Genomic DNA, 18675 nt, shown 5'->3' on the forward strand with positions numbered 1-18675 from the left:
TGATCGATGATCTCTCCCGTCACGGGATCGATCATCGCGTCTTCCAACAACTCGGTCGTGTCAGCCACGGCCGTCTCCTTTCGGATCAGGCCGGACCCCACACACCGTTATTCAGACAGTCCCGGTGTGGGTGCTTGCCTGCTCGGACGGTTCCACCAGCGGTTTATGCGAGATGTGCATTGCTTGTGGTGGGTTGGTTGGTGTGTAGTCCAAAGGGCAGTTTTCGCGGCGTCGAGAGGGGTGAAGTGTCCGATGGGGCGGGAGTCGCTGTCGAAGGCGGTCCACTCGTCGCTGGGGCTTCGGGTGATGTATCCGAACAGTTGGTGGGCACAGGCGCCCATCACGAAGTCATTCTCGATGTGTTTCCACGTCGTGGGTGCGTTGGATCCTCTTGCGCCGAACATAAGCCGCTCCTTTGCGTGCCGGACGGCGAGATCGTGGCATCCCGCAGGGGAAGCGGAACGGGGATTGCGCCGCATCTCTCTGACCACTAGGTGCAGGCGCGGGTGCGCATCAGGCCCCGAGCTCAACATCCCAGCCTGATCAGCGAGCTAACGCAGGTAGCCGGACAGATGCTGCGGCTCGGCGCTGGCGCAGATCAATCGAATCGAGTGGCCGGCTGCATCCACAGCGTTGTGCGGGAGTGAGCGCCTACTCGGTGGCAGCCGTCTCCGGTTCTGCCTTCGGCTCCATATCGGGCTCGAAGTGGCCCAGCGACTTCTCTTGCAAGAACGCGCACAGCTCGGCCGCAACCTGAAGCTCGTGAGTGAGGGCGTTGAGTTCGAAGCTGGTCAGATCCAGAGCCTCGGTGGAAGGTTCAATCAGTACGTGCCACGCGAGGTCTTCATCGTTTTCGCGCGGTTCGATCCAGACGGTGTTGGGGGCGTTCTCCAGGGGCATGACGACAAGCCCGGTGTCCTGGCCCCCGTGGCCTTCTTGGATTGCAACGCGGACATCCTCGCCGGCGCCGCGGGCGGCGATGAATTCTGCCACCCAATGCTCGAGGGTGTTCTTGCTGTGGAATGGCATGGCGAGTCCTTGAGGTCGGCGAGGGAAGGAAAACGGCCCACCCCAGAGGGGCGGGCCGTTATGAGTATGCGGTGTCGTTACGCCGCGGCGGCGAGCTGCACGCGGTGAGCATCTTCCTGCTGCTGCCAGGTGGCGGCATTCAGCATCAGCCCGGACGACATCGCAGCCTGGTCAGCGAGCTGGCGGAGGTAGCCGCCGGACAGGCGTTGCGGCTCGGCGCTGGCATACTCAAAGCGCATGGAGATTGCAGGCTGCACCCACAGCGTCGTCCGCGTGTGCGCGGCCTCTGTGTCCGTCCACGTGATGGTGAAGGACTCGTTGCGGCGGAGTTTGGTGGACAGAACGACCTGCAGGTACTGCAGCAGGCGATCGTCGATCTCGATGGCCTGGGGGTCCGAGCTGTAGAAGAGCTTTCCCATGATGACTCCTTGCGGTGAGGGGTGCGGGGGTGAATCAGAAAAAGAGGGGGGCGACGACGCCCACGGCGGTCGCAGAAACCACAACGGCCGCAGCGGTCACGCCGATGTACCACCGTTGGGTCGCGACAGCGGTGCGAGAGGGAACGAACGTCTGCCGACGCAGACGTGAAGGTTGTCCCCAAGCGAACGCGTTGCTAGTCATGGCGGCCTTCCTTCCATTAGGTCTTGGGCTGTCAACCCCGGTGATGATCAACGTAGCAGATTGTAAACACAGTTAGGTAATCCAGTTGAGTGTCACTGCTGCTGACGACTACCAGGCGTAATCATCACCGGCGGAAGGTTAGATGGTTAGGTATAGTGCTTCGAGACATACGCAACGTAGGGAACGGGTCCATGACGGTAGAAACAGGCGACACATCGCCGCTCTCGGCGGCGCTGACGTTCTACTCCCAGGAACGTGATGCCGCGGCGGCGCGTGCTCGAAAGCAGCTCGGCGTCAACGAGCTCGAGGCCAACGCCATGTCTTACCTCGCAAAGAACCCCGGAGCGCGACCCTCAGAGCTGGCCAGCTATCTGCGTGTCACGTCTGCCGGCATCACCACGATGGTCGAACGGCTCGTGCGCCGCGAAATTCTGCGCCGCGAAGCTGACCAGGTGGACCGCCGCGTCAACCACATCCACCTGGCGGTCGACATCGAGAAGGAGCCGTGGTCACAACTGGCGCTGTTCGATGCCACGTGCCGCCAGCTCATCGCGCACCTGGACCCCAAGGTCGAGGCCGATTTCGCCGACTTCCTTCGCCACGCCACGCTGGCCGCGCGTGAAGAGGCTGCACGTGTCGACCGGGCCGTCGCCTAGTTAGCTCTGCGCCTCGGCCGCAAGTTGAGCCATATGCTCAACGGACTTGCGCTGGAGAAACGCGCACAAGTCTGCGGCGTGGGAGATCTCACGGCACAGATCGTAAACGGAGTCTGGGGATAGCTCCGTCACCTCAGGCTGTGCCTCGAAAGTGACGCGCCAGTCAGGTACGCCCACAGCAATCGGTGCCAGGTACACGGACGTTGTTGCGTTTGCCAAAGGAAAGATGACCAGGCCGCTGTCGACGCCATCGACGGGATCCTGATCGGCAACGAACGCGACAGCGCCTCCGCCAGTCCCGCTTGCGGCAAACTCATCGAGCCACGCGCTCAGCGTGTCTTTACTGCGAAACGGCACCCTGCTGCCTCTTCAATCTCCCTGGCGGATCGTTCTTCCGCCAGCCGATCGTACGACATCGTGGACGCCGCCCATCAATGTACAATCGCAACAGCTGCTAGCTCGAAGATTCCTCCACGAGCTGACATGCGCGCTGTTGCAGGTAGTCACAGAGGTGCGCCGCCAACAACAACTCTTCAGCGAGATCACGAAGGCCGTGACCGTCCAGCTCGGTGAGTACTGGCTGCGCACGCTACCCATAGGCCGCCAGCGCAGCGGACGCTAACCGTGCCAGCAGTGCAAAACCGATCGGTTTCGCTCCAATACGGTTGTCGAAGGACATGTAGTCGCGCCTGCCGGGGCTGGCCTTCACCGAGCTGCGGCGTGTGCTTGCTGAGCGGGGGCGGGTTCGGTCCAGTGGTCGAGGTCGATTATGAGGCCGCTGGTGCTGTTTGCTTGGGCGGCGAGTTGCTGGAGGTATGCGCCTACGAGGGGTGTTGCTTCGGGTGTGGTGTAGGTGAAGCGGAGGGGGATGTTGGGGTTCATCCAGATTGTGATGCGAGGTTCGGGGTTGGCACGTTGGGTCAGGGTGAGGGTGAAGTTCTCGCCGCGGCGGAGCTTGGTCGCGGCGATGACTTGGATGTAGTGCAGGAGGCGATCGTCGATGATGGCGTCGCTGTTGCTGTAGTAAAGGTTTCCCATGGGCCCTATCAGTCGGATGGTGGGCGCGCGCAGGGAGTGACGGGCCTGTCGCACGAGACGGCGGTGCCGCTCACATATGAAGAGCACGACAGGGCCTGCTCCGTCACAAAAATGTTCGGACCCCGGGCGGAGGGTGTTCCTCAGATGGTGATGCTCGCGATTTGCACCGTGATGCGTGCGGATTTGTCGGGGTGTGCGGATCGCAGATGATCAGCGATGTCGCGGGCAATAGTGGGGGCGGGGCTGCTGTGGGTGGCGACTCGGGCCGATATGGTCGTGCGCTCGTTCGTGGTGCGTAGATTCACGATGGGCTCTGGGGCTGGTGAGGTGCCGAGGGTGGCAGCGATCGCTCGTGCGATTCGTGTTGGTGTGGGCGCTGAGGGGTACACGGCGGTAACTCCCGGAACGCTGAGGACGAGGGTGGTCAGGTCCTCCGGCTGCGGAGAGGGGGTGGGTTGTTCGCTACTCATCTGGCGTCGTCTCCTGCAGCCGCGTCGTGGATGTTTTCGACAGTGATGTTGAGGGCGTCGATGTGCAGCTCGGTGTGTTCGTGAAGGACCTTCATTACCTGTTCGCGGAGCTGGGTGAGCAGTGGTGGCATCGGCGTGTGTGTGGCGATGCTGACGGTGATGTTGACATGTACGGGGGCGTGTGGTGTGTCGGCTTCACCGGTGATTCGACATGCTCCGACCAGGATGCCGGGGATGGTGTCGCTGACGTCACGGATGAGGGCACGTACGGCTCCTTCGGTGATGCTGAGGCTCACCAAGGGGTCGGGGTGGTGCAGGGGGAGGTCGCGTCCGGCCCGAAGCTCGGCGCCGATGTTGTTGATGATGTCGTTCAGCCAGGACGGGGGAGGAGCAGGCACGGTATCGGCGTCGTGTGCGATCAGATCGCGGGAGAGGTGGGAGACACGCTCGAGAGCGCGCAGCGCGTTGACGCACTCCGGGCACTCCTCGATGGCGGGGTCGTAGGGGGTGCGGTCGTGGGCGAGGTAGGTGCTGAGCTCGTCGAGGGTTTTGCCGCAGTCCAGGACGGTGCGGTCGGAGTTGGTGTCGGTCATCGCCATCCCTCCATTCGGACTGTGATGTTCACTCGTGCTCGTGCGAGTTTGCCGCGTGCTTGGCCGGTGGTGACCCCCATTGCATCGGCAATGTCTTGGTAGCTCAGTCCCGCCACTTCGCGAAGGAGCCAGCATTGCCGCTGATCCTCGGGCAAGGCGTCCAACGCTTTGGAGAGTTCGCGCAGTTGCGCGTTGCGTATTGTCGTCTCCTCCGGGTCGTGTCCGGTGGCTGCATGGTCGGCCGGGAAGACTGTTTCCGGGGGGCGATTTTTGAGGTGGGCGAATGCGCGTCTCGTGGCGATACGCATCATCCATGGCTTGGCTTGGCTCGGGTCACGCAGGGTGGGCAGTTTCTTCCAGGCGACGACGTAGGTGTCTTGGAGGATGTCGTCGGCGTCGGTGTAGCTGCTGACGATGCGAGCGATGTAGGCGCGCATGATGGGTGCGTGTCGGGTGATGAGGGTGCGAAAAGCGGCCACGTCCCCGTCGACTGCTCGCTGGACAAGCAAGTCGTCGGCTGCGGCGGCCAATCCTTGATTGGACGGAGAACCGCTGGTCGTGGTTGGGGGCATGGACTCCGCTTACCTTTTTTGTGACGATCGCACCGTGTCCGCGCTCATGTGTGTGACGGTGCCGCTGCACATGCAGCGAGTGAATTTATACCGTAAGTCGACCGGCTAAGTGCTGCTTGCCCGTCCAAGCCCTCGATCCACTCGTGGAAGGACCACCAGCTGTGACCACCTCCGACAACGACGCTGCTGCGGCGGCGAAAGACCGCTTCGAAGACGCCACCGACGCGCTGCAACACGCCTCCACGAACGGCAGCGACGGCACCGCTCGTTCCGGCAGTCACGTCGCTGACCATGTCTCCGTCGAGATCGACGAGGCGAAACAGCAGGCCGAATCCGCCATCGACACGACCCTGCAGTCTGCAGTGAACGCCGTGGAGGGAGCGCGCGCCACCTACCAGCGGGACCCGAAGAAGGCACTCATCACGGCCGGCGCCGTCGCGATCGGACTCGTGGCCCTCGTCACACTGCTACGCCGCCTCTAACAACTCCAGACCACCTATCGACCTCAGTCACACCCATAACGAAGGAGCAACCCATGTCCACTCCCACCAACGACGACGCGCAGCTGTCCGCCGACGAAGACTCCTACGAAGGCGCAGACGTCGAAGTCTCAACCGAGACCGACACCACCTCCAAGCCCGGCGGGCTCGGTGAAGACGGAACCATTCCGAGCGACCCTAACGGTGTCGCCGCCGGGCACACCGGCACCGCCTCCAACTTCAACCCGGAAGAGGATGAGGACGCGCACTGACTGTACGCTGCGCTGACAGCTCGACGAGCACGGAGAAGTTCGATGTCCCCGGTGTGGGGCCCGTGCTCGTCGAGCTGTGCGCGCATCACTTCACCCTCACGAACGAACGGATGATGCTGCTCGGCACCGTGACCCGCCTCACGGGCCGAGCCGTCGACGTCGTCGACTACGAACGTGTCGCGCAACACCTGCACGACATGGGGGTCATTTGAGGCTGCGCCAACGGGAGCGTCTGAGGGTGTGTTATCGGCGTAGCTGCCACCACTTTCGCCGGGGGTGTGGGCGTGGCGTTGACGGCTTTGGTGGGGAGGGCGCGTCAGGACCGTCGGCTGCTTCTTCGAGCCGGATTTGGCGGCCTTCTTTGACGTCGCTGCGCTCTTTCTCGGCCTGTTTTTTGCTCTTTCGGGTGTCGCGGGCGGGCAGCTGAATGTCTTCTTCGGCGGCGATGCCGCCTTGCAACTGGCGGCCGCGTTCGAGTTCGGCGTCGAACTCGGCGCCGAACAGGAGGGCGAGGTTCGCGATCCACAGCCAGAGCAGGAAGATGATGACCCCGGCGAGCGAGCCGTAGGTGCGGTCGTAGTTGGAGAAGTTGGCGACGTAGATCCCGAAGCCGGCGGTCGCTATAGCGAGGGCAGCGATGGCGATGATGGCGCCGAGGCTGATCCAGCGGAACTTCGGCTGTTTGGCGTTGGGGGTGGCGTAGTACAGCACCGCGACGAGGAACACGATGACGAAGAGCATGACCGGCCATTTCGCGATGTCCCATGCGATTTGCACGCCCTGACCGAGGCCAAGGGCGTTGCCGATAGCGGTAGTGACATCACCCGAGATGACGAGACCGAGCGCGACGAGGACAAGCGCTACCACGGCAATGACGGTGACCAGCAGCTGCATCGGGCGCAGCTTCCAGAAGGGGCGTCCTTCGTCGATTTCGTAGATGCGGTTCATTGCACGGCTGAAAGCGCCCACGTATCCGGATGCTGACCAGAGGGCGAGGGCGATACCGGTGACGAGTGCGATACCGGCGCCTCGAGATGACGCGATCTGCTCGATCGGTTCGCGGAGCGTGTCAGCGGCGTTGGGGGCGACGTCTTGGATGATGCCGATGATGGCGTTGGCGGCGGCGTCGCCTTGGCCAACGACACCCAGTACGGAGAAGATCGCAATCAGCGCCGGAAATAGTGCGAGGACGGCGTAGTACACCAGGCCCGCGGCGGCGTCTGTGCACTGGTCAGCGGAGAATTCCCGCACTGTCTTTCGCAGCACGTACTTCCATGACCGCTTCGTCAGCTCGGTGGGAGAGTCTGGCTTCTCGTCAGCGTCCGGGTGCGGCGCATCCGCGCTGGTCTTATTGCCTGGTTTTTGCTTCAGCATGTCCGTCCCGAGGGTTCAGAGCACACCGCGCGTGTGCGGGCGCATTTCAGTGTCCGACATCAGGTGCCCCCACTGCAGGGGCTTGCCTGCCCACAGGCACCGCGTCCCGTGGGCTCAAGAGTCCTCGAGGTCGGTTCGCGAACGCGCAGCGTCTACGAGCTGATTTGCCTCGCGTCGCGAGTAGCCAGTACGGAGAATCTGGCGGAAATGACGCCGTTGATGCCGGGGTGTAGGGGTCGGCCATAAGCGATAGGGAGGTGTTCCGCCGTGCGGGCGGCCCGAGTTTGGCGGGCTCCCTTTGCCCGAGCATCGGCCTAGCCTCCCTTATTTCCTTGGCGCTTCCATCACGTAGCCGGCGCCGCGAACGGTGCGAATGAGCGGCTCCTGGCCGGCGTTGGTCTTCCTGCGCAGGTGATGGATGTAGAGCTCGACGAATTCGTAGTTCCAGACGCGGTCGAGGATCTGCGCCTTCGACACCACGCGGCGTTGGTTGCGCATGAGGAAGCGCAGCAGCTCGAACTCCGTCGCCGTCAGCTGGATCTCGCGGTCGCCGCGCACGACTTCGTGGCTGTCCTCGTTCAGCGAGAGGTCGCCGACGCGCAGGATGGGCTCGGAGTCGCGGGTGAGGGCGGTGCCCGCGCGTCGCATGAGCCCGCGGAGGCGTGCGACGACCTCCTCGAGGCTGAAGGGCTTGGTGACGTAGTCGTCGCCGCCGGCGGTGAGGCCGGCGACACGGTCGGCCACGGAGTCCTTCGCGGTGAGGAAGAGCACGGGGACGTCGTTGCCCGAGTGCCGCAGTCGCTGCAGGACCGCCATGCCGTCGAGGTCGGGCATCATGACGTCGAGCACGAGGGCGTCAGGTTCGAAGTCGCGGGCGGCCTGCAGGGCGTTGAAGCCGGAGCCGGCGGTGCGCACTTCCCAGCCCTCCATGCGCAGTGCCATCGACAGCAGGTCGGTGAGCATCTGCTCGTCGTCGATGACGAGCACGCGCGTCATTTCGCAACCACGACGGTGCCGGGGCTTTCTGCCAGATACGTCACAGACGAAGCATATGAGTGTCGGGCGGTCGTAATGCTGGCTTCAAGCGGCGCGAGGTCTGCACTGCTACCGCTTTGCGCCCCGGATTATTCGAAGCGGAACCGATCGGTTACGTGCCGTCGTGACGGTCAGATGATGTCGTAAGGCGACTCCTCATCGTCGAACACCTGCCCAGAATGGTTGCGCCACCCGTCGCCGCCGCCGTCGGCGAGGCCGCTATCAAGGCGCACTGTGGAGGAAGCGATGGTGATCGAACTTGCCGCCGCCGACACGAAGATGCTGAGACGTTCGCCCCCGTCCAGCGTGACCGTGATGAAGCCACCGCCGGCGCGCGTGGCGCCGAGAACCTGAGCCTCGATATCCCCGACGCTCTCCAACGGCGCGAGAGCATGGGTGGCACCATTCACGGTCAGCTGAACCCGTTCGATGCTCTGAGTCATGCGGTACAACGTAGATGTCGCTAGGTCTCACCGGCATCGGGGTTGCACCATCGGAAAGCGCGTTGCACACTGCGACTGTTGTCACGCCTCTACCGGGTGATTCCGTCGGTCGGCGTCGCGCGCGAGTTGGTCCGGAGTGCGCCCGGCCGGCTCATCAAGCACGTGAAGTCCCTGTGGCGAGTTGGCGGCGTCGGTCAGCATCCGCAGCCAGGACGGGTTGAGCTGCGGTGTGTGGCCACCCTCGTATCTAAACGCCAGCTTGACTCCGGGGTACAGGTAGACGCTTGTCCGGCCACCGCCGAGGCTGATGTCGATCTTCCATGTGAAGGTGAACCGCTCCCCGCGGCGGATCTTCGCCACGATGACCGCCTGCAGGTGAGCGAGCTCCCGGTCATCGAAGTCGGCACTGACACTCGAGTCGTACGTGAATCTCCCCATCGGAAACCTCCAACATCGGGACCCCCGGCGCGACCATCATGGCGAGAGGTCCCACACGCCGGAGGAACGACGTCCGTGTCAGCGTCTCAGACGACACGTTCACCCCTGGACCCTTGCGAAAACCTTCCCGGGCTGTTGTGCAAATGTGAGCAACATCGCGGGTGCGATAATTCGGAGCGGCCGGGCGATTTCGCGATGGCCCAGCCTCGAACGAGATGAAGGACACGCTCGCCCCGTGGGACGACTGATCTACACGCAAGACTCCAGCTACGACATCGACGACCGTATCCTCGCGCACCTCCGCGTCGTCATGATGAACAAGCTCCGCCGCCGTGAAGGCTTCATGCTCCAGATGCCCACCACCGGCGGCGGCCGCTCCTCCATCTGGATCAGCCCCACACGGGCCCTGCTCATGCAGTTCTACGGCGGCCGCGCACCGCAGCTCGACCGTGAGTTGATCGACAAGATGATGCACGACGCGAGTAGCGCCGACGGGCTCACCCTCTCGAACCGTCTGTAACGGCATCGCCACAGGTGATGTGGCGGGTGAATCTCGGACCGATCCGTTCTGTCTCCCCGGCGTCCGCGTTAGCGTGACGCCGTGACGAAGCCCCACCGCATCAGCCATCCTGCGGCAGCCCGCCTCGCCGGCGTCCCCCTCGAAAGCCTCGACGCATGGGCAGCCGTCGACCGGCAAGGACGCTACGACACCGCCGAGTTCAAACTCTGGACCGAAATACACGTGGCCGTCCGCTCAATCGATGGGCGCTAAGCCGGCGCCATCCCCGCGTCGAAATAGGAGACGGGTCCGAATGCACCCTCTCGATGATCTGTTGCGCCTTGTAGGTTTCCTCATTGGTGCGATTCCGATCGGTTTCGCACCACACGGAGGCCCGTCGACGAGGTGCCGGAAAACCGCGGATCGGCGCGGTGCAAAACCCCGTCGCAAAACCCGAATTGATGCGAAATTAAGTAGAGCCCTTTTGCATCATTTGGTAGAATTGGTGAGGACCGAGGGGAGCCACCGTGGCCGAGTCGCAGATGAAGATCGAGCAGCAGTACCCGGAGCTGTTCGCCCAGCTCAACGACAAGCAGCGTCGCGCCGTGGTGCAGTCGCTCGCCGCCGGCTGGCACGAGGGCTGGGAGCCCACCCGCGAGGACGTCGAGAACCTGACGGACTACGCGCGCGGCGCGATCGACGCGGCCGAGTACGACCGACGTTCGGCGGCAGCAGCTCACCGCGCGGCCGAGGCGTCTCGACGAGCCGCCGGCATCGTCGGCGCAGCCTGACGTGCCCGAGGGTTTCGACACCTGGGAGTCGTACTTCTACCCCGAGACGTATAACCCGCAGTTCGGAAACGGGACGCTGCGCAACAAGTTCGATGAGCGCGACTTCTTCGAGCTGAAAGACCGCGAGTACGGGCAGACAGCCCGCCGCGGTTTCGAGCTGGAAGCGGGGATGGTCGATATCCCGAAGACGTTCGACGCGGAGCACTTGATGGCAATCCACCGGCACCTGTTCCAAGACGTCTACGAGTGGGCGGGGGAGTACCGCACCGTCAACATGTCGAAGGGTCCGGGACGGGAGTTCGGTCGCGTCAACGACGGCGAGGTGGACCGCTACCTGTCCGAGGTGCGCCAGATCGCGACGTCGACCGATTGGGTGTCAATCAGCCGTAACGACTTCATCGCCACCAGCGCCACGGTGTTCGCGTACGTGAACCAGGCGCACCCGTTCCGCGAGGGCAACGGACGCACCTCGAAACAGTTCATGCACGACCTGGCCGAAGGTTCACCGTTCCGGTTCGAGTTCGACCGCGTGACGCCCGAGCAGTGGAACCAGGCATCCGCCATGAGCCGGCCCGACCTCGACAAGCACGCTCCCGATCCGACGTCGCTCGTGCCGATCTTCCACGCGATCAGCGTCGAGAAGCCGGCCCCCGCGGCCGACCCTCTCGCAGACGTCCGAGCCGTCATCAGCGCCAGCTACCAGCGGCCCCCGAAGGAAGCGACCCGGGGCGCCGGCCAGAGCGGCCAGCAGCCGCCCCAGGCGCGTCGCAGCGGCCCCGGCTACATGTCCGACCGGTTCCCGACAGGAGGGCTCGAGAAATGACGAAGGTGATCGGGTACGCCCGTGTCTCGCGCCGGGAGCAGAACCCGGATGCGCAGGAGGCCGAGCTGCGCGCGGCCGGCGCTACCCGTGTGTTCGTCGACCATGGCGAGTCCAGCCGGATCGCTGCGCGTCCGCAGTGGGTCGCGTGCCTCGACTACCTCCGTGAGGGTGACACCCTGTTGGTGCGCCGCCTCGACCGTCTCGGCGGCAGTGAACGGATCATCCTCGACACGTTGAACGAGCTGCGCGAACGCAGCATCGACATTCGCAGTCTGACCGAACCGCAGATCGACACGACAACCCCGATGGGCCGCGCCCTGTTCGGGATCGTCGCCGTGTTCGCAGAGCTTCGTGTCGACACGATTCGGGAGAACACGCAGCGCGGCATGGATCACGCCCGCGCGCAGGGCAAGGCGATCGGTCGACCCTCGAAGCTCAGCGCCGACCAGCTCACGCAGCTACGCCGGATGCGCGATGACGAGGGCCTGAGTTTCGCGCATATCGGGCGCGTGCTCGGCGTCGACAAGTCGACAGCATCTCGTGCGTACGCTGACCTGCCCCGCGACGTCGACCAGCCGCAGTCGGCGTAGCTAGCCTCTGGGCATGTGTTGGCCGTACGCGACGTACCCCTGGTAGTCGGGAAACAGCACGCGAGCTGACCTGTTGTAGGTGCCGTCCAGGTAGGCCAAGAGCCGGCTCTTTAGTTTCGCGTCGATGATTACGGCCACGAATGGCAGAGGTGCTGGCCGACCCTGGCGTGGATTCAGCAGCCGTCGCCGAAGAGTTTCGGGATCAACGTCGTTGTCCCAGTCGACGCGGATCGAGCGGAAGGGAGTCCGTTGTGGTGTCACCATGTGTTCGTCCCCGACTTGGATTGCTCTCGTCGGCAGAGTGTCGGGGACGGCGCCGGTGACGAAGAAGCCCTCTTGAGCCCGCAGGCGGTCGTTCGGAGCCCCTGAATCGACGACAAACGGGCTCCCTTTGGCGAGCTGCGTGCTCAATCGTGCCGCTTCCCCGTCCCGCAGATAGCTGTACGTGAACCTGCCGTCGAAGATGGTCGACATTCGAGGCCACTGCGTGATGTTGAGGGCCAGCAGTAGGCCGCTTGTGCCGCGCGTTCTCCCCAACGTGTCGGTCGAGGGGTTGGCCGTTGTAGGTTGGCACGCGAACCAGAGAGCCGTCATGGGGTTCGCGGTGACGTCGAGCAGACGGGTTGGGGCCCCGAAGTGTTGCAGATCAGCTAAGAGTTGGAGGTCGTCAACTCGACCGGTCGCGTGCGTCCCCAATCCCCACTTACGCGCTTCCGCAATAATCTCTAGCTCACGCTCTCGCACGGCGGTCTCGTTCAGACCACCCACAGATCGGTGGAGCGACGAGGCGAGGTCATAGTCCGCCGACGGCAGCCCCCGCCACGCAAACCTCTGGCCCGTGCTGTAGACGCCAATCGCGCCCACGATTGCCATCACTTCACGGGGTGTCGACGGCTTCACCCAATGGTTTGTGATCTTCCAAAGCTCCCCGACCATGTGGAGGCGGATTCCAGGAGTCGTTGCAACACGACGTGCTCCGATCATACAAATAGCGCCCCTCTCAGCTCATCGGCTGGGAGGGGCGCTGTTGTCGTTCGCGTGAGGGCGGGGTGTGCGAATCGTCGGCATCCGGGTCGAGGGCTCAGACTGTACCCATGGATTGGTGGACGATCATTGTTGCCGTTGTCGGCGGCGTACTGCTGCTTTGGATCGCCCTCATGGTGGCGCTGTTGATCAGCGCCCGGCGGGCTGGCGACCAGACTCGCCTGGTCGACCTGCTGCGCCTCGTCCCCGACATCGTGCGCCTACTTCGGCGGCTTGTCTCGGACCGATCCGTGCCACGGAGCGTGCGCGTTACTCTCGTTGTTCTCCTCGGCTACCTTCTACTGCCGATCGATCTCGTTCCGGATTTCATCCCGGTTGTGGGCTACCTCGACGACGCAATTATCGTCGCGATTGCTCTGCGGTTCGTGACCAAGCGCGCCGGTGCCGAAGCCCTCGAACAGCACTGGCCGGGAACACCGGAAGGACTACGCGCGCTTCGTTCGATCGCAGGCATCCCACAACCGTAGAGTCGTCGCTCAGGCGGCGTCGATGAGCGCCGCCAACTTTTTCGCGGGTGTGTCCCAGTCGAGGGTCTTCCGAGGTCGGGTGTTGAGTTCATGCGCGACGAACTCGAGAGTCGCCGCCGAGTGCTTCGACAGGTCTGTGCCTTTCGGAAAGTACTGCCGTAGGAGGCCGTTCGTGTTCTCGTTTGAGCCGCGCTGCCAGGGCGAGGCCGGGTCGCAAAAGTAGACGGGCATGTCCGTCGCCGTGGTGAATGACCGGTGCTTCCCCATTTCGCTGCCTTGATCCCATGTGAGCGAGCGTCGCAGGTGTGCCGGCAGACGTTGGATCGTTGAGGCCAGAGCAGCGCCGACAGCCACGGCACCGTGGTCGTTGGGCAGGTGGACGAGCATCGTGAACCGTGTGGTGCGCTCGACGAGCGTCGCGATCGCGGAGCCGCTGTTCTTCCCGATGATCAGATCGCCCTCCCAATGACCGGGAACAACTCGCTCGTCGACTTCCGCGGGGCGGTCGCTGATCATCACCATGGGGTCGCGGTAGCGCGGCTGGCGCGTCTGTGATTGCTTGTGGGTCTTCCGGCGTGCTCTGCCGGTGCGGAGCGCCCTGTGTAACTCGCGGCGTAGCTCACCGCGTCCCTGGACGTAGAGGGCGAGGTAGATCGTTTCGTGAACCACGCGCATCTCCGGCCGGTTTGGGAAGTCCCGCTTGAGCGCATGCACGATCTGCTCAGGACTCCATCGACTCTCCAGTCTGCGCTGGATGTAGTCCCGCAGCTCAGGATTCTGCGCGATCTTCCCCACCTTCGGCCGCGGCAGACGCGCCACGGCCCGATCATGCGCGGCATACGGACGGTAGTCGCCGGAGCGAGGATGCCTGTTGCGCCGCACTTCCCGACTGATTGTCGACGCAGGCCTCCCCATCTCGGCCGCAATCCTCCGGAGGGACCATCCCGCACGCAGGCTGTCAGCGATGAAGATTCGATCCTTCTCCGACAGAAATCTGGACGACAAAGAAGCCCGGTACGAGCGCGGCCTCATCGGAGGTATCGCGCCCGTACCGGGCTTCTTCTCGCGTTCGCCGTGCCGCCACACCTTTGTCGTGCGATAGTTCACACCCACGATCCTGGCGGCTGCACGGAATCCCACGCCATGCGCGATCAGCTCGAAGAACTTCGCACGCTCCGCATGCAGCTTCTTTCGACCCTGCGAGGACCGATCGGGACGGATCTCGAACTCCATCTGCAACTCCCGAAAGATCAGGTGTTGCAACGACCACTAGAACTCAAGGTGGGGGTTATCGTCCACACCCGATTGCCCACTGCCACAGTGGAGACGCCACTTTCATTCCACAACAGCTCGTGGGTGGCGTGCGAGTGCGGCGCCCACGCTGTCTCCCGCTCGACTTGTTCATCGAAAGCGGAGACAACCTGCTGTGCGGGCAAGGCCCCGGCCTGATGCACGGGCAGCTTGCGGTGGTCGATGCTTCGGTGAGGACGAAGTGGGCGTGCGCTCTCCGAGATCACGTCGGCCGCCCCCACGCACGCCCTCTCGGACTATGCGGAGCGACCCGGGCAAACATAGGGGTAGTCAACCGCAGCAGGAAGACGCAGGGCAAACCTCTCCGCCGTGTCACCCAGGAACACGCGTGGGTGGCCGAGGGGGTCTTAGCCACCCACGCGTGGGCTTGTGGTCACGGAGCGGGCGTGGCCGTTGCGTCGTCGGCGCTCTCGCCGTCGTTGGTGCCGTCTTCGACACCCTGGTCGTCGGCGGTCTCCTGCCCGGGAACCTCCCCAGCCTCGTCGGCGGTCTCCTGGCCGGGGGTCTCCCCGGCCTGGTCGTCCGCGGTCTCGCCGTCGTTGGTGCCGTCTTCGACGCCCGGGTCGGTGGCCGTGGGAGCCGGCGTTGACACCGACGTGACACTGGCGGACGCAGGCACCGCCATCGCGGCGACTCCTCCGACGCTGAGCAAGACGAGCGTTCCGACACCCAGCCACTTGCGTTTGAGCGCGTTCATGATGCGTTCCTTTCTGCAACCTCGGACGGGGTTGCAAGGACAGGATTCCCGCCGCGTTGTAAGAAACCTCGAAGGATGTTCCCGCGGCACCCGGCGAGGAGTTCTTCGCAGAGTATGAGTGGTTTCTTAGAACGGTGGCGCGAGGGTGCTCGGATGATGAAACGTTCCCGGGGACCTCTTATCGCGGCGCTGTGTTCCCTGGCGGGGGTCTTTGCGCTCATCGTCGTTGTAGGGTTGCTCGCCCGCATGTCGGCGGGCTGGACTGCGACCGAGCTCACCGTTGTCACCGGCGTGAACGGCGTCCATTCCGGATTCTTCGACCTCGTGGCCCATGCCATCAACGTCGGGTTGGGGCCGACCGGCGCGGTCATCGTCCTTGCGGTGGCGCTGGCGATTGTCGCAGCCGTGACCCGGTCGTTCCCCGCGGTGGTCCGCGCCCTCATTCAGGTCACCGTGCCGTGGGCCTTGGCGGATGTGGTGAAGGTCATCGTCCAGCGACCCCGACCGGACAGCGCAGCGCTGCCGTTCCCCACCGGCGTTGACCCGGTGACGTTCAGCTATCCGAGCGGACACACCGCCTTCGCCGCCGCCCTCGCGACGTGGGTGGTACTGAGCACGGCAGGCCGGACGCAGGTCATAGTAAGCATCCTCGGCGCCGTGTTCGTCGTGGCGACGGCGTGGTCACGCATGTATCTGGGAGCGCACTACCCGCTCGATGTGACCGCGTCGATCATCCTTGTCTCGGTGGGATCCCTGGCAGTCTACGAAGTATGCCAACGCGTGCCATGGCTCACCCGGCGTTTACACACCCTCGAGGCGGCGCGGCAATGACTCGGCAACCCCACCACATGACCCTGAAGCGACGGCAGCGAGGAGGACGCCGATGACCACTCCGACAACGGATCGCCCCCGGCTCCTCCTCGTGGAAGACGACGCGCAACTGGGGCCGCTAATGGCGAAAGTCCTCGACGAGGTATACGACGTCACCCTCACGCCCGACGGGGGCGACGCGCTCGACATCGCAGGCACGCACGCCTTCGACGTGATGGTGGTCGACCGCCGCCTTCCCACCGTGGACGGGCTCACCATCGTGGAGACGCTTCGTCGAGCGGGCGCGAGCGTTCCGATGCTCATTCTCACCGCGCTCGGCACCGTCCAGGACAAGGTGCGCGGGCTGGACGCCGGCGCGAACGACTACTTGGTGAAACCGTTCGAGTTCGATGAACTGTTCGCCCGCTTGCGCGCCATTCGTCGCGTCGGCAACGGTGAGGGGCCGTTCGTGCGGATTGGTGAGTGGGAGTTTTACCCGGACTCGCGTGCTGTGTACTCGCCTTACGATGGCCGCACCATCCTCACCGACCGGGAGAGCGCGTTGCTGAAGCTGTTCGCCGTCAACCCCCAGCGCACCTTCACTCGCGACGACATCCTCCGTGCGGTCTTCTCTAAAGATGACACCCCGGGCACAGTCGACACCTACGTGCACTACCTTCGCAAGAAAACCGACCCCGGCATCGTGCAAACCGTCCGCGGACGGGGCTACCGTCTGGGGCTGATGTGATCAACCGCCGGCGTCCCTCCGACGCTGACGCTCAGCTCATCCGGGCGACAGCCCTCCGCGTCGCACTCACCATCACCCTGGCCGTGTCCGTGCTGGTACTGGCGGTCCTGATCGCTGCGTTCTCGGTTGTCTTCACCCAGATCCCACTCGGAGAGCTGCTCAGCCCTCAACGTCACGAGACCGTCGTCGACATTGAAGGCTTAGACATCATCCTCGGCGGCGCGGTCATCGGCGCGTGCGCTATCGCTTCAGCCGGCCTCCTGGGGTGGTTGGTCACCCGCCGAGCGGTCCGCCCCCTTGTCGACGCGTTGCGCCGTCAGCGTCAGTTCGTCGCCGACGCGTCACACGAACTGCGCACCCCCTTGGCAATCCTCGACGCGCGCATCCAGATGCTGCAGCGGGGACTGCCGGACTCCGACCCCCACCACGAGGTCGTCGCCCAGCTGCGCGACGACTCCCGCTCCGTCATCGGCGTTGTCTCCGATCTGCTGGACGCCGTCGAGGTACCCACCGGGTCCGTCACCACACCCGCCTCCCTCGCCGAGGTCACCGACTCCGCAGTCTCGTCGATGTCGATCCTGGCCCGTGAACGCGATGTGCATCTTGTCAGTCGTCCACCCGACGATGACCTCGCCGTCGCGATGCCCGCCGCCAGCTTGCAGCGCAGCGTTGTCGCCCTGCTGGATAACGCCGTCAAGCATTCACCTGCCGGCGCGAAAGTCGTCGTGACGGCTCGCAAGGAGGGCGCTCAAGCCGTCATCGACGTCATCGATGAAGGCCCCGGAATTCAAGGCATCGCGCCCAGTCGCATCTTCGACCGGTTCGCCCGGTCCGCGGATGCTGTGGATGGTGGAGGCTCCAGCCGTACCGGATTCGGTATCGGCCTCTCCCTCGTCCAGGACACCGTCGCCCGCTACGGCGGCACCGCTCAGGTGTCAGCCACCTCTTCCGCCGGCACCACGATCACTCTTCGGGTACCGCTGTTCGCCAGCCGGCGTTAGCCACACGCCTCCTCAGCGCAGCGCGCTCGGCCGCACCGCCACCCGCGAGGTGAGGCGGACCGTCAGCACCGCCGTGATCGTCCCCGAGGCTAGGATCGCCGCCAGCACCACAAGCTGGAAACGGCCCGCCTCAATCGGCGACAATCCGCCGAAGATTGCGCCTACGAACGCGCCCGGCAAGACGACCAGGCCTGTCGTTCGAGTCTGATCGACCGCGGGGATGAGCGCATCGTGCACCGCGATGCGCGCCACATCCCGTACAGCGCGCCGCGGGCCGGCACCGAGCGCGAGCCACGCCTCCACCTCTGACCACCGGTCCAGTCGAGCCTGGGCGAACTGCCGCCCCGCCAGGGTTGCCACGGTCATGGCGTTACCCACCACCATCGCTCCGACTGCAAGGGCGTATCGGGGGGTGAGCTCCACTGCCTCGGAGGAGAACACCACCATCCCCGCCAGGCTGACTCCTGCGCCCATGGCTGCGGCCGTTCGCCAGAAGTCCACCAGGGCCACCCCGGCGCGACGAGCGGACACGGCCACGGCCGCGACGAACATCACAATCAGCGCCCCCGCCACCCACCACGGGTCGGCGATGATGCCCGCCAGCACCAGGCTCAATGCCGCCAGCTGCACGCTCGCACGAAAAAGCGCTCGGGCAGGCCCCCACCACCGTCGAACGCCCGCCACACGCAGAACGACCACCGCCACACCGCCGAGCGCCAGCACGCTCACAAGGGTGCGGAGGAGTAACTCAGAGTCGGTCACCCCCGAAGGTTAGCGACCCCGACACCTCGCTCCCGAGCCGTTCCCCCCATTCTGAGTCGCGTCTTAGAGCCGGATTCGTAGCGTGCTCGCGTGATGACATCGACTCCGTCGC

The 18675-nt window shown here is 64.5% G+C and carries 27 protein-coding genes; 13 read left to right on the top strand and 14 right to left on the bottom strand.

Translation table 11 applies throughout. From position 1 onward, the window contains the following. Positions 1-651: 651 nt before the first annotated feature. Positions 652-1029, bottom strand: a complete 378-nt coding sequence (locus AB1K56_RS17760; protein WP_128218973.1) for a hypothetical protein — start codon at positions 1027-1029, stop codon at positions 652-654. A gap of 77 nt (positions 1030-1106) precedes the next feature. Beyond that, positions 1107-1448 carry a hypothetical protein gene (locus AB1K56_RS17765; protein WP_108319505.1) on the bottom strand — a complete coding sequence of 114 codons (342 nt, stop codon included), beginning with the start codon at positions 1446-1448 and terminating at the stop codon, positions 1107-1109. Between the two features lie 393 nt (positions 1449-1841). On the opposite strand from AB1K56_RS17765, the gene AB1K56_RS17770 reads away from it, so the two are divergent. Beyond that, positions 1842-2306: a MarR family winged helix-turn-helix transcriptional regulator gene (locus tag AB1K56_RS17770; protein WP_108319507.1), complete on the top strand. Its 465-nt coding sequence runs from the start codon at positions 1842-1844 to the stop codon at positions 2304-2306. Here AB1K56_RS17770 and AB1K56_RS17775 read toward each other — a convergent pair whose 3' ends face one another. The 4 genes from AB1K56_RS17775 to AB1K56_RS17790 all read right to left on the bottom strand — a co-directional run bounded on the left by AB1K56_RS17775 (position 2307) and on the right by AB1K56_RS17790 (position 4937). Beyond that, positions 2307-2663: a hypothetical protein gene (locus tag AB1K56_RS17775; RefSeq protein ID WP_108319509.1), complete on the bottom strand. Its 357-nt coding sequence runs from the start codon at positions 2661-2663 to the stop codon at positions 2307-2309. It abuts the gene before it with no gap. 348 nt (positions 2664-3011) lie between these two features. Next, complete coding sequence (locus AB1K56_RS17780; protein WP_108319511.1) at positions 3012-3344, bottom strand: hypothetical protein; 333 nt, start codon at positions 3342-3344, stop codon at positions 3012-3014. Positions 3345-3810: 466 nt separating this feature from the next. Beyond that, positions 3811-4407 carry an Asp23/Gls24 family protein gene (locus tag AB1K56_RS17785; RefSeq protein WP_108319513.1) on the bottom strand — a complete coding sequence of 199 codons (597 nt, stop codon included), beginning with the start codon at positions 4405-4407 and terminating at the stop codon, positions 3811-3813. Beyond that, the gene (locus tag AB1K56_RS17790) at positions 4404-4937 is read right to left on the bottom strand and encodes an RNA polymerase sigma factor (RefSeq protein ID WP_264632301.1); all 534 of its coding nucleotides are present in this window, start codon (positions 4935-4937) and stop codon (positions 4404-4406) included. The genes AB1K56_RS17785 and AB1K56_RS17790 overlap by 4 nt, the downstream gene beginning before the upstream one ends. A 203-nt stretch (positions 4938-5140) precedes the next feature. On the opposite strand from AB1K56_RS17790, the gene AB1K56_RS17795 reads away from it, so the two are divergent. From AB1K56_RS17795 to AB1K56_RS17805, 3 genes are all read left to right on the top strand, one after another. After that, positions 5141-5461, top strand: a complete 321-nt coding sequence (locus AB1K56_RS17795; protein ID WP_108320231.1) for a hypothetical protein — start codon at positions 5141-5143, stop codon at positions 5459-5461. 53 nt (positions 5462-5514) lie between these two features. Continuing rightward, positions 5515-5730: a hypothetical protein gene (locus tag AB1K56_RS17800; RefSeq protein ID WP_237488855.1), complete on the top strand. Its 216-nt coding sequence runs from the start codon at positions 5515-5517 to the stop codon at positions 5728-5730. Between the two features lie 62 nt (positions 5731-5792). After that, complete coding sequence (locus AB1K56_RS17805; RefSeq protein WP_181373606.1) at positions 5793-5942, top strand: hypothetical protein; 150 nt, start codon at positions 5793-5795, stop codon at positions 5940-5942. A gap of 31 nt (positions 5943-5973) precedes the next feature. Here the strand turns inward: AB1K56_RS17805 and AB1K56_RS17810 are convergent, their stop codons facing one another. From AB1K56_RS17810 to AB1K56_RS17825, 4 genes are all read right to left on the bottom strand, one after another. Continuing rightward, on the bottom strand, positions 5974-7104 hold the full coding sequence (locus AB1K56_RS17810; RefSeq protein ID WP_202401086.1) for a YihY/virulence factor BrkB family protein: 1131 nt from the start codon (positions 7102-7104) through the stop codon (positions 5974-5976). A gap of 324 nt (positions 7105-7428) precedes the next feature. Further along, positions 7429-8100: a response regulator transcription factor gene (locus AB1K56_RS17815; protein WP_264632300.1), complete on the bottom strand. Its 672-nt coding sequence runs from the start codon at positions 8098-8100 to the stop codon at positions 7429-7431. A 170-nt stretch (positions 8101-8270) separates the two neighbouring features. Continuing rightward, a complete protein-coding gene (locus tag AB1K56_RS17820; RefSeq protein ID WP_108320227.1) occupies positions 8271-8582 on the bottom strand; it encodes a hypothetical protein in 312 nt (103 codons plus the stop codon). An 81-nt stretch (positions 8583-8663) separates the two neighbouring features. Further along, a complete protein-coding gene (locus AB1K56_RS17825; RefSeq protein WP_108320225.1) occupies positions 8664-9020 on the bottom strand; it encodes an ATP-dependent DNA ligase in 357 nt (118 codons plus the stop codon). Between the two features lie 235 nt (positions 9021-9255). On the opposite strand from AB1K56_RS17825, the gene AB1K56_RS17830 reads away from it, so the two are divergent. From AB1K56_RS17830 to AB1K56_RS17850, 5 genes are all read left to right on the top strand, one after another. Continuing rightward, positions 9256-9540: an ATP-dependent DNA ligase gene (locus tag AB1K56_RS17830; protein WP_237488856.1), complete on the top strand. Its 285-nt coding sequence runs from the start codon at positions 9256-9258 to the stop codon at positions 9538-9540. 81 nt (positions 9541-9621) lie between these two features. Further along, positions 9622-9792, top strand: coding sequence for a hypothetical protein (locus tag AB1K56_RS17835; RefSeq protein WP_160897575.1), 171 nt, complete (start codon positions 9622-9624; stop codon positions 9790-9792). 254 nt (positions 9793-10046) lie between these two features. Further along, positions 10047-10310, top strand: a complete 264-nt coding sequence (locus AB1K56_RS17840) for a hypothetical protein (protein WP_264632299.1) — start codon at positions 10047-10049, stop codon at positions 10308-10310. A 1-nt stretch (position 10311) separates the two neighbouring features. Then, positions 10312-11133, top strand: coding sequence for a Fic family protein (locus tag AB1K56_RS17845; RefSeq protein WP_270354006.1), 822 nt, complete (start codon positions 10312-10314; stop codon positions 11131-11133). Beyond that, positions 11130-11723: a recombinase family protein gene (locus AB1K56_RS17850; RefSeq protein WP_270354005.1), complete on the top strand. Its 594-nt coding sequence runs from the start codon at positions 11130-11132 to the stop codon at positions 11721-11723. The genes AB1K56_RS17845 and AB1K56_RS17850 overlap by 4 nt, the downstream gene beginning before the upstream one ends. Here the strand turns inward: AB1K56_RS17850 and AB1K56_RS17855 are convergent, their stop codons facing one another. After that, on the bottom strand, positions 11724-12659 hold the full coding sequence (locus AB1K56_RS17855) for an FRG domain-containing protein (protein WP_230006191.1): 936 nt from the start codon (positions 12657-12659) through the stop codon (positions 11724-11726). It lies immediately after the preceding gene. A 158-nt stretch (positions 12660-12817) separates the two neighbouring features. On the opposite strand from AB1K56_RS17855, the gene AB1K56_RS17860 reads away from it, so the two are divergent. Next, the gene (locus AB1K56_RS17860) at positions 12818-13234 is read left to right on the top strand and encodes a YkvA family protein (RefSeq protein ID WP_270354537.1); all 417 of its coding nucleotides are present in this window, start codon (positions 12818-12820) and stop codon (positions 13232-13234) included. A gap of 9 nt (positions 13235-13243) precedes the next feature. Here AB1K56_RS17860 and AB1K56_RS17865 read toward each other — a convergent pair whose 3' ends face one another. Beyond that, positions 13244-14266: an IS30 family transposase gene (locus tag AB1K56_RS17865; protein ID WP_230006196.1), complete on the bottom strand. Its 1023-nt coding sequence runs from the start codon at positions 14264-14266 to the stop codon at positions 13244-13246. A 652-nt stretch (positions 14267-14918) separates the two neighbouring features. Beyond that, a complete protein-coding gene (locus AB1K56_RS17870; protein ID WP_230006184.1) occupies positions 14919-15242 on the bottom strand; it encodes a hypothetical protein in 324 nt (107 codons plus the stop codon). A 153-nt stretch (positions 15243-15395) separates the two neighbouring features. On the opposite strand from AB1K56_RS17870, the gene AB1K56_RS17875 reads away from it, so the two are divergent. The 3 genes from AB1K56_RS17875 (at position 15396) to AB1K56_RS17885 (ending at position 17801) form a co-directional block, all read left to right on the top strand. Next, the gene (locus tag AB1K56_RS17875) at positions 15396-16073 is read left to right on the top strand and encodes a phosphatase PAP2 family protein (RefSeq protein ID WP_230006183.1); all 678 of its coding nucleotides are present in this window, start codon (positions 15396-15398) and stop codon (positions 16071-16073) included. 52 nt (positions 16074-16125) lie between these two features. Beyond that, on the top strand, positions 16126-16800 hold the full coding sequence (locus AB1K56_RS17880; protein ID WP_230006182.1) for a response regulator transcription factor: 675 nt from the start codon (positions 16126-16128) through the stop codon (positions 16798-16800). A gap of 83 nt (positions 16801-16883) precedes the next feature. Next, positions 16884-17801: a sensor histidine kinase KdpD gene (locus AB1K56_RS17885; protein WP_270354045.1), complete on the top strand. Its 918-nt coding sequence runs from the start codon at positions 16884-16886 to the stop codon at positions 17799-17801. Positions 17802-17813: 12 nt separating this feature from the next. On the opposite strand, the gene AB1K56_RS17890 is transcribed toward AB1K56_RS17885, so the two are convergent. Then, positions 17814-18563 carry an ABC transporter permease gene (locus AB1K56_RS17890; RefSeq protein ID WP_230006180.1) on the bottom strand — a complete coding sequence of 250 codons (750 nt, stop codon included), beginning with the start codon at positions 18561-18563 and terminating at the stop codon, positions 17814-17816. Between the last annotated feature and the right edge of the window lie 112 nt (positions 18564-18675).

This window comes from Microbacterium sp. BWR-S6Y, from assembly GCF_041379845.1.
Taxonomy (GTDB): Bacteria; Actinomycetota; Actinomycetes; order Actinomycetales; family Microbacteriaceae; genus Microbacterium; species Microbacterium hydrothermale.